Source organism: Sphingobacterium nematocida, assembly GCF_900168125.1.
GTDB classification, from domain to species: Bacteria; Bacteroidota; Bacteroidia; order Sphingobacteriales; family Sphingobacteriaceae; genus Sphingobacterium; species Sphingobacterium nematocida.
The window spans coordinates 1-13,517 of the sequence record NZ_FUZF01000005.1 but is presented as its reverse complement, the minus strand read 5'-3'; the positions used below and the strand labels follow the sequence as shown (position 1 = coordinate 13,517).

The following is a 13,517-nucleotide window of genomic DNA, read 5'->3' as shown; positions in this document are numbered from 1 at the left end:
TCAGAGCTAGAATGTATAACGAGCTGTTACACCACCATTCGCGTAGAATCCTTTATAATGACCGGCACCATTTACGATGTGAATAGTAGGTCTGATGTCAGCAGAAAAAGCAAAAGGTGCATTTTTCAATTTGTAGTCAACACCACCTGTAGGGAAAATACCAGCACTAAAACCCTTAACTTCGTCATAATCTGAAAAAGTATTAGATAATACAGCTCCACCACCTACAAACCACTTAAATCCTTGAATAGACCCAATTGGGAAATGATGTTGGTAAGCACCTGAAAGCGATAAGTTCGTGAAATTATCACCAGCAAACTTATCTGAATCAAAACCTAAGTTAAACTCTAATGCAGCAGGCTGACTAATAAATGTTTTGAAAGACGCAGATACCATATCGTAATAACCTGAACCAAGGCGGATACCAATTGAGTTTTTGTAATCTTGTGCTTGTGACGCTCCGGCAACTAATAATGCAGCTAATGCTAAAGTAAATTTTTTCATAAAGTTTTATTTATAGTTATATTTGAATATTATCGTCGAAGATAAAGCAAATAATGTACCATTCGAATATTTTTTTTAATCCACTCTTAATCAACAGCAAGTTTTATAAAACATATTTCCATATTTCAAAAATTAAATATAACTTTGCACTCCGACAAAGCAGTCGGAATACTCTTCTTTTCAAAGGCATTTTCGCCGCTTTGTAAATAGCAACTAGTTCGTATTTTAATTTTTTGATTTCATAAATAATGCCTAGAAACACCTCCATTAACTCTGTCTTAATCATAGGTTCTGGTCCTATTGTTATCGGACAAGCGTGTGAATTTGATTATTCTGGATCTCAAGCTGCCTTATCTCTCAAAGAAGAAGGTATTACGGTTTCCATAATTAATTCTAACCCTGCAACAATTATGACCGATAAGGTTGTCGCAGATCACATTTATCTATTACCTCTTACTTGCGAAAGCATTGAGCAAATCTTAAAAGAGCAAAAGATTGATGCTGTACTACCAACTATGGGTGGACAGACAGCTTTAAATCTATGTATTGAAGCGTCCAACCTTGGTCTTTGGGACAAATACAATGTTCAAGTAATCGGAGTTGATGTAGCGGCCATTGAAAAAACTGAAAATCGTGAAGAATTCCGTCAGTTAATGATTGATATTGGTGTAGGTGTAGCCCCATCAAAAATAGCTAACTCTTTCCTAGAAGGGAAGGAAGCAGCTCAAGAAATAGGCTTCCCATTGGTTATACGCCCTTCTTACACCTTAGCAGGTACTGGTGGTGGATTTGTACACAAGAAAGAAGATTTCGACGCTGCGCTAAATAGAGGTCTACACGCGTCCCCTACCCACGAAGTATTGGTAGAACAGGCTGTCTTAGGTTGGAAAGAATTCGAATTAGAATTACTTCGTGATACAAATGATAATGTAATCATCATTTGTACAATCGAAAACTTTGATCCTATGGGAATTCATACAGGAGACTCTATCACTGTAGCCCCTGGCATGACCCTATCTGACAAGTGTTATCAAGATATGCGTAACCAAGCCATCAAAATGATGCGTTCGATAGGAAACTTTGCAGGGGGATGTAATGTTCAATTTTCTGTAAACCCGGAGAACGAAGATATTATCGCCATTGAAATAAACCCACGCGTTTCTCGTTCATCAGCATTAGCTTCTAAAGCTACTGGATACCCAATTGCCAAAATCGCTGCGAAGTTAGCTATCGGCTATAACCTTGATGAATTACAAAATCAAATTACTAAAACAACTTCGGCATATTTCGAGCCTACGTTAGACTATGTAATTGTTAAAGTTCCACGTTTTAACTTTGACAAATTCAAAGGAGCAAATAAAGAGCTTGGTCTTCAGATGAAAGCTGTCGGTGAAGTTATGGCAATAGGTCGTACATTTATCGAAGCCTTACAAAAAGCATGTCAATCATTAGAGACGGGCCGTGCTGGATTAGGTGCTGATGGCAAACAGTTGCGCAACCTAGATGAAATCATGTTCAGTCTAGAGCACCCAAGTGCAGATCGTCTTTTCCATATAAAAGACGCCTTTGAACTAGGTGTTCCATTGGAATCTATACGTAAAGCAACACACATCGACAAATGGTTCTTAGTACAGATCCAAGAGTTAGTTCAACTAGAACAAGAATTACGTCGTTATCAATTATCTAATATTCCACGAGATTTCTTCATGACCTTGAAACAAAAAGGTTATTCGGATGAGCAAATATCTTGGTTGTTAGGTAATGTAACGGAAGATGAGGTTTATGCTCGCCGTAAAGAACTAGGTATCAACCGTGTTTATAAAATGGTAGACACCTGTGCTGCCGAGTTTCCAGCACACACCCCATATTACTACTCTACATTCGAAGACGAAAATGAATCGATCTGTTCGGACAACAAGAAAATAATTGTATTAGGTTCTGGGCCAAACCGTATTGGTCAAGGTATCGAATTCGATTACTCTTGTGTACACGGATTGTTAGCGGCTAAAGAGTGTGGCTACGAAGCAATTATGGTAAACTGTAACCCAGAGACAGTATCTACGGATTTCAATATGGCTGACAAGTTATATTTTGAGCCCGTATTCTGGGAGCATGTACGTGAAATCATCGAGCTCGAAAAACCAGTAGGTGTCATCGTGCAACTTGGAGGTCAAACCGCGTTAAAAATGGCCGAGCGTTTGGAACAACTTGGTGTTAAAATAATTGGCACATCCTTCCAAGATATGGATCTAGCGGAAGACCGTGGACGTTTCTCAGACTTATTAAAAGCACTAGATATTCCTTATCCTAAATATGGAGTTGCGACTTCAGCAGAGGAAGCAATCAAAGTAGCGAACGAAGTCGGTTATCCGGTTCTTGTTCGTCCATCCTATGTATTAGGTGGACAAGGTATGAGTATCGTTATTAACGATGAAGATCTTGAAAAAGCAGTAGTTAATCTATTGAAAAACCTTCCAGGAAACCAAATCTTAATTGACCACTTCCTAGATCGTGCGGAAGAAGCAGAATCGGACTCGATCTCTGATGGAGAAGATGTCCATATCATCGGTATGATGGAGCATATCGAACCAGCAGGTATCCATTCTGGAGACTCATCTGCAGTACTCCCTCCATTTGAACTTTCGCAAGCCGTACAGGATAAAATGGAAGAATACTCTATAAAACTAGCAAAAGCGCTTAATGTACGGGGACTATTAAACATTCAGTTTGCGATAAAAGGAGAAAATGTATATGTTATTGAAGCGAATCCACGTGCTTCGCGTACCGTTCCTTTTATAGCTAAAGCTTATGATGTGCCGTACATCAACATCGCGACAAAAGTAATGTTAGGGGCTAACAAGTTAAAAGACTTTACGATCGAACGTAAGCTAGAAGGCTGGGCAATCAAAGAACCTGTATTCTCTTTCTCAAAATTCCCAGAAGTCGATAAACAGTTAGGGCCTGAGATGAAGTCAACAGGTGAAGCTATTCGCTTTATCAAAGACTTACAAGACCCTTACTTTAGAGAATTGGTTTCTAAGAAATCAATGTTCTTAAACGCACAATAAAAAATATTTTTCAGTATATTTAAACCAGCTATTTATCTTAATAGCTGGTTTTTTTATGGTCAACTAGCCGAAATATTTAACATGAATGACAAATTTAGATTCCTAATAACTACATTACTGCTATTAGTATTAGGTCTTTTTGGAGTACTTGGCATCATGGATTATTTTTACTTTGGAGACTTTCCTTCACTTGTTAGGCTATGTTTTTCAATCGTATTTATAATCTTCACTCCCATCGGGATCTACTGGAATTATGAAACCACATTTATTATAAAAGACCCTATTCGTGACACGAAAAAATCAAAATTAAAACACTTTTTAATCTTAAATACAGGAATAATTCTAGCAGTATTTTTAATAAAGGAAGGAGTTGATTTTGATAATAGTCAAGAGGCTAATAGTAGAGCGCACGGAGAAAAACAGATAATTGAAATAACTTTATTAAATGTACCAAGAGAAGTTCGGAACAAAGGAAAAGTCCAAAAATTCGAACTTTTCGACGTCGTAAAACCTGATTTAACATTTGAGATTAATCCGCACTTATTTAAGAAACATCAATTCAAACTAAATAAAGGACAAAGATTGAAAATTTCAATACTAAGAAAATCATATGACAGAAAAATCAACAGAGATAACGATAATATCCCTAAAATATTAAAAAAATTAGGCAACATAAACGTCATTAATATAATCGAAATACTTTAACATTAAATATCTTTTACACATCTGAATCCTACATTATTCGTAGGGCTATTGATTTCTCCTTTACCCCTGGCTCCGGCTTTATAACGCTCACAATACTGATCATTACAAAGAAAAGATCCGCCACGTTGAACTCTCTTTACTAAGCCCGGCTCCTGTGGATCATAAGAATCATTGGGTCCCTTAGGATTATCCTTCTCGCTAATAGCGTAGTAATCTGGACGATAAAAATCCGAACACCATTCCCATACATTTCCTTCCATATCATAAAGTCCGTAAGAATTCGCTGGATAGGATTTTACCGGAGCGGCATAGTCAAAACCATCTTCTTTAGAATTATGTTGAGGAAAATCCCCCTGATATATATTTGCTACCCACTTTCCGTTTTCCTTTTTTTCTCTCCCCCAATAATAAGTTTCATCAGTATGTGTCCCCCCTTTTGCAGCGTACTCCCATTCCGCTTCCGTTGGCAGACGCTTCCCCGCCCATTTAGCATAAGCTTCAGCATCTTGATAAGCCAACTGTGTGACTGGGTAATTTTTTCTGTTTTCGATAGAGCTTCCCGGCCCTTCTGGTTGTCTCCAACTAGCACCAGCGATATAATCCCACCATTGCAAAGCATTATTCAGATTATCTACTTTTTTATTTCCCACAAAAACAGCTGAACCGGCCACTAACATAGTAGGATCCACATTAGGAAATTCTTTCGGATCCAAAGGTCGTTCGGCTACAGTAACATATCCCGTAGCAAGCACAAATGCCGCAAACTGCGCATTTGTCACCTCATGTTCGTCCATATAAAAAGATCCTACCTGTACTTCATGCACAGGACTTGCATCTACAAAATCTTTGGACCCCATCTTGAAAACACCTCCCTTAATCAATACCATAGTGGCGTCATCATTTCCTTTTGTAAAGACAAGACTATCCTTTCTTTCGCTACCAAACCTGCTTGGTACTCCATGCATAGCGCATGTTGTTAGCGTACTATCGACAGACTTTATTTCAACTTGCTTAGGATTCTTCGTGTTACAACTCACAAAAAACAATGATAAACATATATATATGGTATTTTTATTCATCTGATAATATCTTTTGTTGCTCTCTTAATTTAGAAAGTTTAATATATTGAATTAACTCAGCTTTAGCAAAACAAACTTTAGATAACACAGCTCAAAAGCCAATATCTTTGTTTGACTCAATAAAACTTTCATGATACCTCTGGATCACCAACAAGCATGAACCGAACCCGATTGTAGTGGGTGAGCTCTTGAATGTCTACGATAGAGAACAATGTAATGAAAAAAGTTCTTGATGTCCATTAAACCGAATGAAGAGAGCTCATTGATGCCTTTGAAAAGTAGTCACGGATCAATAATACGAACACTTTCAGAAAAAAAAGGGAGATACTTTCAATATCTCCCTTCATTATACATTAATTCATGTACCTTATATTAACCAACTTTTAATTGCTTGCTTTGATCTTTAGATACCTTAGGACGAATTCCAGTATTTCCGCCTCCATTTAACGTCATATCATGAGGTGCATTTGTCTTCCAGTTTCCTTTCGTGAAATCAGGAATAGCAACAGTTTTACTATTTTTGGCCACAGATTCACAGCTTAACGGAACAATAACAGACCAAGAAGCTCCTTCATAAACCGGTTGATCAATAGGTAATCCATTTCTCAAACAGTCAATCAGACGCCAATCCATCATAAAGTCCATACCACCATGTCCGCCAACCTGCTTAGCTTGTTCACCAATAAACTTAATTAATTGCGGTGTGTATTTCTCGTACAACCCTTTCATTTCCTCTTCCTTAACAAAAGAGTGTCCGAAAGCAATGCCCTCTTTTGGATACTTCTGTGCGAAACCTTTCGTACCGCTTAATAAATGTAAACGCGAATAAGGTCTAGGGGAAGTAACGTCATGTTGGATCATCATAGTTTTTCCCTTTTCTGTCTTAATCAGGGTAGTATCCATATTTCCGCGGTATTTTTTACCAACAAACTCTTGATAAAAAGAATCTTTGGCTGCTAATTCCCGGGCTCTATCTGCCATCATAAAATCAGCTGTCTGCATAGCTACTAAATGTGTCATCCGATCACCGCTGTTAATATTCAAACATTGAGCAATCGGTCCGATACCGTGTGTAGGATAAAGGTTTCCGTTCATTTTAATGTTCTCACGTAAACGCCACATATTATCATATCCATTCTTGCTGTTGAAATTCAAATCCAGCAAATCATGGATATAAGCCCCTTCAGCATGCACCAGTTCACCAAACATACCCTGACGAGTCATATTCAATGTTAACATTTCGAAAAAGTCATAACAACAGTTTTCCAACATCATACAGTGTTTTTTCGTTGCCTCTGAAACTTTAACGACTTCCCAACATTCCTTTTCTGTCAAACCAATAGGAACTTCACAAGCAACATGTGCACCAGCTTTCATCGCTGCAATACTCATTGGAGCATGAAACTCCCATGGTGTACAGATATAGACAAGATCGACTTCCTCTTCCTTCAGTAATTTCTCCCAACCGTTATCACCAGAATAAGACTTTGCTTCTTTCAAGCCTTTACCTGTCAAAATTTTCTGCGCTTTATCAACACGATCGGCATGTCTATCACATAAAGCCACGATCTCAGTTCCCTCGATATAAGATAAGCGATCGACAGCACCAGGACCTCTCATCCCCAAACCAATCACAGCGATTCTTACTTTATCAATCTTAGGAGCAGCATATCCCCACATATTGAACGATGTAGCTGCAAGCGCTTCATTATTTAGAGCAGGCAAAGATAGTGCTGCTGCTGAAAGAAATCCCGCTTTCTTTAAAAAATCTCTTCTATTTGAACTCATATTAATCTTAGGGTTTATTTTCCATCAAAAAATCAAAGGGGACATAAAGCCCCCTTTAAAATCACCTATTTTAAAACAAACTAAACAGTCTTTTGTCATAAATAACCAATCTATACTTCAAGGCTTGTTGGTTATAGATAACTTCTTTTTATCGAATTATCTAAGACAATAATAATCTATAAATACCATAATAAGAAATAAAAAACGAACGCAAACGTTTGACTTAAATTGCGAAAACGTTTGCCTAACAGAATAGTTACCGTACAAAATCAATCGCTCCCACTAATTCCTTTAACATAGCTTCGGACAGTTTTGCTTGCGTCTTAGCGGTATTGAAGCGAGTGACTGCATCAATGTAATTCTGTTGTGCGTCTCTAAACTCAACGGCACTAATTGAACCGATACGAAATTTGTCTAAGGTAATACTCAAATTCTGTTTAGCAATCCGTTCGTTCCCTTCTTCAATGTTTACCAAAGCAAGATTGGTCTGATAACTATGAAATGCTTGAGTAATCGCAGTTTCCACAGCGACACGTTGCTGCTCTACCGCAAGTTCAGCATTATCGACCCTAAGTTTTGCAACGCGTTCATTACGGCGTTGATTAAAACCATCGAATATATTAAGTGAAGCTGATACCCCATAATTGAGCCCCCTTGAATTGGATTGGGCTACAAATCCTAAACTAGACTCTGATTCTGAAAAGTTGTAGCCTCCATTTAGTCGCACTGTTGGGTAGCGCGCAGCTTTCACATTCTTAACCTCAAGTTCGGCCAAGCGCTTGCTAATACTCACACCAATAAGGTCTGGGTTATGCACTTTAGCTTGATCCAATAAATTTTCGAGCACCATGGACTGATCTATTTTCACCTCTGTGACGACGGCAAAATCAAGAGATAATGATCTAGCCAATAACCCATTAAGAGCGACCTTAAGATTCTTGACAACTTCCATCTGTCTCAAACGCGTAGATTCGTCCTCATTCAGATTAACCTGTACATTAAGCACCTCCAATCGAGAAGCCTTACCTATAGAAAAACGATTCTCAGCAGTACGTAATCTTTCTTTAGAAATCAATATACTTGAATCTATAGCCATTAAAAGATTCTGCTGTTCGACAATACTATAATAGGTACGTATGACATCCGATACCATAGATACAACCGTACGCTTCACCTGGATTCCTCCAAGTTTTTCTAATTCCCTAAGCGATTCATACCTCGAAAACATACCTAAGCCATCAAAAATGGTCCAACCTAGACTTACACCGTAGGTCATATTATTATTCTTTGCATTATCCAAAGCTCGGGTACTCCCATCGTTTTGGGTTTGCTTAGAATTCTGTATACTATTATTCTGACTAAAGTTACCCGTCACACTTGGTAACATACCTGCGTTTCCATAGGTGACATTCTCGGCAGCCACTTCCAGTTCATTTCGCGACAATTTAATATCATAATTGTTTGACAAGGCTATCTCAACAGCTTCCTTTATAGTCAATAAATCCTGTCCAAAACCTGGAAGAACAGCTCCAATCCAAGTTGTAAAAACCAATACTACAAGCTTCATACTATTCATCTATCTGGTCAAATTCGGGACGATGTACTCGCTTACGAGAAAACATCAAGTAAAATCCGGGAATAACGTATAACGTCAACAACAAAGAAAAGAGCGTACCACCAACGATCACAACTCCCATACCAATACGACTTGTAGAAGCCGCCCCCAAAGAAAGAGCAATAGGCAAGGCCCCCAACGCAATGGCTAAAGAAGTCATTAAAATCGGCCTTAATCTTGCTTCTGCAGCAAGGACTACCGCCTCAAACTTTTCGTGACCTTCTTCCCGCAGTTGATTAGCAAATTCTACAATTAAAATGCCGTTTTTCGTGACAAGTCCAATCAGCATAATAGTACCTATCTGACTAAAGATATTCCACGATTGTCCAAATAACCACAACGAAAACAGTGCTCCCCCAACAGCCATTGGAACTGTTAGCAAAATTATGATGGGATCTACAAAGCTTTCAAATTGTGCCGCCAAAATCAAAAATATCAAGAGAACAGCTAACCCAAAGGCAAACATCGTATTTGATCCACTTTCCACGAAATCTCTAGCTTCGCCCCCTAAATCTGTAGTAAAACTTTCATCTAAAACTCTTTCTTTAACAGCATCCATAGCTTCGATACCCTCGCCCATACTTCTTCCAGGAGCCAAAGATGCTGATACTGTAGCGGACATATATCTATTGTTATGATAAAGCTGCGGAGGGCTACTATGCTCCTGAACCTCCACGATATTGTCTAGTTGAATCAGTTTTCCATCTCTATTCTTTACAAAAATTGAAGTTAGATTGGTCGGTGTTGCACGATCCTTGCGATCAAACTGCCCCATCACCTGATACTGTTTCCCATTCATCATAAAATATCCGAAGCGCTGACCAGATAGAGACATCTGTAAAGTCTGCGCTACATCCAATACAGATACCCCCAATGCTTGCGCTTTCTCTCTATCGATGTGTACATACAACTCGGGTTTATTAAACTTGAGATTAACATCTACCATGGAGAAAGTTTTGTCCTTGGACAACTCTTCCATAAACTCTGGAATCTTCTCTTCTAATTTTTGAAAATTAGGTGCTTGAATAATATACTGAATTGGAGAACCTCCTCTTCTATTTACGGCAATTGTAGGTTGTTGAGATACAGCAACTCTGGCCTCAGAATATTGTCGTGTCAATCGCGATAACTGATTAGCTATTTCTTCTTGGCTCCGCTCCCGCTCTTGAGGTTGCACCAAGCCTAAACGTACGAAACCACTGTTGGAAGAAGAAGAACCAAATCCAGGAGAAGTTATCACTAAACTAACCTTTTTCTCTGGAACCGAATCGTTAATCAATAAAGTTAACTCCGTCATAAAACGATCCATATAATCATAAGAAACGCCCTCTGGAGCTGTAGCTCTCAAAGAAACGTAACTGCGATCATCGTAAGGCGCCGTCTCCTTAGGCAAAAGCTGATGAAAAAAATATATTAAAACAAAACAAGCGCCTATAACTGCTACACTCAGCCACCTTCGACCTAAAAAACTCCTGAGAGAACCTTCATACTCCTTATTCATCATAACAAAGTAGCGTTCTGTTCTTTCATAAAACTTTGATCGCTTTTGCTCTCCGCCTTTCATGAGATAAGCATTCAACATAGGAGTTAACGAGAGCGATACGAATGCGGAAATCAATACCGCTGCGCCTATCACAATTCCAAACTCTCGAAACAACCTCCCCACAAACCCCTCCAAAAAGATAACAGGCAGAAACACTGCGGCCAATGTTACCGATATAGAAATGACAGCGAAAAATATTTCATTAGACCCCTTTATAGCGGCTTCGATCGGAGACATTCCCTCTTCAACCTTTTTAAATATATTTTCTGTTACTACGATCCCATCATCAACCACAAGACCAGTAGCTAACACTATAGCCAATAATGTCAATACATTGATTGAAAACCCACATAGATACATTATAAAAAAAGTAGCGATAAGAGATACAGGAATATCAATCAACGGTCTGAATGCTATACTCCAGTTTCGAAAGAAAATATAAATAATAATTACAACCAAAACTATAGAAATCAGCAAGGTCTCAACGACTTCTAATACCGCTCGCTTCACAAATTGGGTATTATCTAAAGCGACATTAATTTCGAATCCCTCAGGAAGATCAACCTCCAGTCGATCGTATTCCTCATAAAATTCTTTGGCTATATCTAAATAATTAGTACCAGGCTGTGGAATAATAGCTAAGCTAACCATTGGATATCCTGAATCCGACATCTTTGTTTCGAAATTCTCCGCCTCTAAAGTAGCTTTACCTATATCACTTAACCTAATAATTCGATTACCTTCTGCCCGAATAACGATATTATTAAAACCTTCTTCCGTCGATAAGTTTCCGATTGTCTTTACGGCTAATTCTGTATTGGCCCCGGTCAATTTACCTGAAGGCAACTCTACGTTTTGACTATTCAAAGCTGTTCGAACATCCAATACAGTTAAGCCATAAGATGATAGTTTTACAGGATCTATCCATAAACGCATAGCAAATTTCTTCTGTCCCCAAATTTGAACAGAACTTACCCCAGGGATAGTTTGAAGTCTTTGCGCAATTACATTTTCAGCATAATCAGACAACTCAAGTACATTTTTAGTCGCACTTTGAACCGTCATTGTAATAATAGGTTCTGAATCAGCATCAGCTTTTGAAACTACGGGAGCCGCATCGATATCTTGAGGAAGATTTCGTTGCGCCTGTGACACCTTATCGCGCACATCATTTGCAGCCTCTTCCAGATTCTTATCTAAATTGAATTCAATAGTGATATTACTTGTACCTTGATTACTAGATGAAGAAATGTTACGAATTCCATCGATCGAATTTATAGATTTCTCCAACGGCTCAGTAATCTGAGATTCGATAATCTCGGCATTAGCTCCCGCATAGCTAGTCCTGACAGATATCTGCGCTGGATCAATAGAAGGGAATTCTCGAACCCCCAAAAAAGTATAGCCTATTATTCCAAATAGTATCAGCAACAAGTTCATCACTATTGCTAATACTGGTCTCTTAATACTTAACGTTGATAAACTCATCACTCCTCCTATTTCAACGTTACCTTAACAGCACTGCCGTCACGTAATGACATTACGCCCGAAGTCAATATGGTATCGCCGTCGGCAATTCCCTTCGTAATCAAGACTACAGAATCAGAACGTCCACCAGTCTCTACCAAAATTTCTTTAGCCTTGCCTTCTTTTTTCACAAACAGCTTTTTACCATTCTGAACTGGTATCAAAGCTTCCGTAGGAACCAATAGACCATCGGTAATTGTCTCCAACGGAAAAATGACATTTGCAAATGCACCGGGAATTAGTCTATTGCCGCCATTTTCAGCTATTGCTCGCACCCGCAATGTGCGCGTACTTTCCTCGATTAAAGGATCTAAAGCATATACCTTTGCAAAAAAAACATCTTCTGATCCTTGTACTGTAAAACGAACTTCTTCACCGACTTTCACCTTCACCGCATACTTTTCCGGTATAGAAAATTGCAATTTGACCCTAGCCATATTAACGAGTTGAGCAATTGGCGTAGTGGGTGTAATATAACTTCCCTTTGAAATACTCCGTAATCCTACAGTTCCCGAAAAAGGTGCCTTTATCACTGTTTTATTAAGCTGTGCTTGAATTAGTTGAATTTGCGCTTTTGCAGTTCGAAAATCAGCACTAGCGATATCATACTCTTCTTGGCTAATAGCTTCCTTCTCTAGCAGAAGATTCGCTCTGCGCTCATTTTCACCGGCAAGTGCACTCCGAGTTTTTGCCTGCTCAAGCTGTGCACGTAATTCCAAATCGTTTATCTTAACCAAAACGTGTCCAGCAGCGACCTTCCCGCCTTCCTCAAAATTCAAGAGTTCCACAAGACCAGAAATCTCAGACTTTAAATCTACCACTTCATTCGCCTCTATAGATCCTGTTAACGATAGAAAATCAGAAAACGGTTTCCCTTTAACGATCATACCATAGACTTTGACTTCGCTTCGACCTGCACCACCACCTTTCACATTGCTATCAGCCTTTTCTTTATTCTTTACTAATCGATAACCTACCAAACCAGCAACTATCACGAACAAAATCACTAAAAATGTTCCAACTTTTCGATTCATAATTTACAATAGGGACTTCTATTAATAATATTCCCGTTACAATATAGGGTATATTCCTTTAGCAAGGATGTAAAATTCTTATTATAATAGAAAGGAAAGACAGCTATTAAAAGATATATATAACAACAAAAAGCCCCTCCAGTTGCCTGAAGGGGCTTTGTATAAAAAAAGGCACCGACCTACTCTCCCACCTGTTACGGCAATACCATCGGCTCTGGCGGGCTTGACTTCTCTGTTCGGAATGGGAAGAGGTAGACACCGCCGATATAGGCACCTGAAATATCTCAAGCTAATGGCTATTGGCTAATAGCTACTGGCTGATTGACATGTTATTGAAAGAAAAAGAACAGTCAGAGAAGACAACAGGTCTATCTGCTTGGAAAGCTTCGGGCTATTAGTACTACTCGGCTTTGGTCTCTCAACCTTTACACCTATAGCCTATCAACGTTGTCATCTACAACGACCCTATAAGGAAGTCTCATCTCGTGGCTAGTTTCGCACTTAGATGCTTTCAGCGCTTATCTATTCCCGACGTAGCTACCCAGCCGTACACCTGGCGGCATAACTGGTTCACCAGCGGTCAGTCCATCCCGGTCCTCTCGTACTAAGGACAGATCCACTCAAACTTCCAACGCCCACAACAGATAGGGACCG

General features: G+C 39.0%; 8 protein-coding genes and 2 rRNA genes. 2 read left to right on the top strand and 8 right to left on the bottom strand.

Annotated elements, in window-relative coordinates; all coding sequences use genetic code 11:
- Positions 1-6 precede the first annotated feature (6 nt).
- The gene (locus tag B5X76_RS07770) at positions 7-504 is read right to left on the bottom strand and encodes a hypothetical protein (RefSeq protein WP_079642550.1); all 498 of its coding nucleotides are present in this window, start codon (positions 502-504) and stop codon (positions 7-9) included.
- A 248-nt stretch (positions 505-752) separates the two neighbouring features.
- Here B5X76_RS07770 and carB point away from each other — a divergent pair, with 248 nt between their 5' ends.
- Together carB and B5X76_RS07760 are read left to right on the top strand one after the other, a co-directional pair.
- Positions 753-3,572 carry a carbamoyl-phosphate synthase large subunit gene (gene carB, locus B5X76_RS07765; RefSeq protein ID WP_079642549.1) on the top strand — a complete coding sequence of 940 codons (2,820 nt, stop codon included), beginning with the start codon at positions 753-755 and terminating at the stop codon, positions 3,570-3,572.
- 81 nt (positions 3,573-3,653) lie between these two features.
- The gene (locus tag B5X76_RS07760; RefSeq protein WP_079642548.1) at positions 3,654-4,277 is read left to right on the top strand and encodes a hypothetical protein; all 624 of its coding nucleotides are present in this window, start codon (positions 3,654-3,656) and stop codon (positions 4,275-4,277) included.
- Between the two features lie 2 nt (positions 4,278-4,279).
- Here the strand turns inward: B5X76_RS07760 and B5X76_RS07755 are convergent, their stop codons facing one another.
- The 7 genes from B5X76_RS07755 to B5X76_RS07725 all read right to left on the bottom strand — a co-directional run.
- A complete protein-coding gene (locus B5X76_RS07755) occupies positions 4,280-5,242 on the bottom strand; it encodes a formylglycine-generating enzyme family protein (RefSeq protein WP_245801001.1) in 963 nt (320 codons plus the stop codon).
- A gap of 486 nt (positions 5,243-5,728) precedes the next feature.
- Positions 5,729-7,144 (bottom strand): Gfo/Idh/MocA family protein, encoded by a 1,416-nt coding sequence (locus B5X76_RS07750; RefSeq protein ID WP_079642546.1) that lies wholly within the window; start codon positions 7,142-7,144, stop codon positions 5,729-5,731.
- A gap of 256 nt (positions 7,145-7,400) precedes the next feature.
- Complete coding sequence (locus tag B5X76_RS07745; RefSeq protein ID WP_079642688.1) at positions 7,401-8,711, bottom strand: TolC family protein; 1,311 nt, start codon at positions 8,709-8,711, stop codon at positions 7,401-7,403.
- A 1-nt stretch (position 8,712) separates the two neighbouring features.
- A complete protein-coding gene (locus B5X76_RS07740) occupies positions 8,713-11,790 on the bottom strand; it encodes an efflux RND transporter permease subunit (protein WP_079642545.1) in 3,078 nt (1,025 codons plus the stop codon).
- Between the two features lie 8 nt (positions 11,791-11,798).
- Positions 11,799-12,863, bottom strand: a complete 1,065-nt coding sequence (locus tag B5X76_RS07735; RefSeq protein WP_079642544.1) for an efflux RND transporter periplasmic adaptor subunit — start codon at positions 12,861-12,863, stop codon at positions 11,799-11,801.
- A gap of 166 nt (positions 12,864-13,029) precedes the next feature.
- Positions 13,030-13,141, bottom strand: a 5S ribosomal RNA gene (gene rrf, locus B5X76_RS07730).
- Positions 13,142-13,237: 96 nt separating this feature from the next.
- Positions 13,238-13,517: ribosomal RNA gene (locus B5X76_RS07725) — 23S ribosomal RNA — on the bottom strand; the annotation flags it as partial.

Bases quoted from the DNA above. Each gene is read 5' to 3' on its own strand.
- B5X76_RS07770 (WP_079642550.1), bottom strand. From the start codon at position 504: ATGAAAAAATTTACTTTAGCATTAGCTGCATTATTAGTTGCCGGAGCG.
- carB (WP_079642549.1), top strand. From the start codon at position 753: ATGCCTAGAAACACCTCCATTAACTCTGTCTTAATCATAGGTTCTGGT.
- B5X76_RS07760 (WP_079642548.1), top strand. From the start codon at position 3,654: ATGAATGACAAATTTAGATTCCTAATAACTACATTACTGCTATTAGTA.
- B5X76_RS07755 (WP_245801001.1), bottom strand. From the start codon at position 5,242: ATGCATGGAGTACCAAGCAGGTTTGGTAGCGAAAGAAAGGATAGTCTT.
- B5X76_RS07750 (WP_079642546.1), bottom strand. From the start codon at position 7,144: ATGAGTTCAAATAGAAGAGATTTTTTAAAGAAAGCGGGATTTCTTTCA.
- B5X76_RS07745 (WP_079642688.1), bottom strand. From the start codon at position 8,711: ATGAAGCTTGTAGTATTGGTTTTTACAACTTGGATTGGAGCTGTTCTT.
- B5X76_RS07740 (WP_079642545.1), bottom strand. From the start codon at position 11,790: ATGAGTTTATCAACGTTAAGTATTAAGAGACCAGTATTAGCAATAGTG.
- B5X76_RS07735 (WP_079642544.1), bottom strand. From the start codon at position 12,863: ATGAATCGAAAAGTTGGAACATTTTTAGTGATTTTGTTCGTGATAGTT.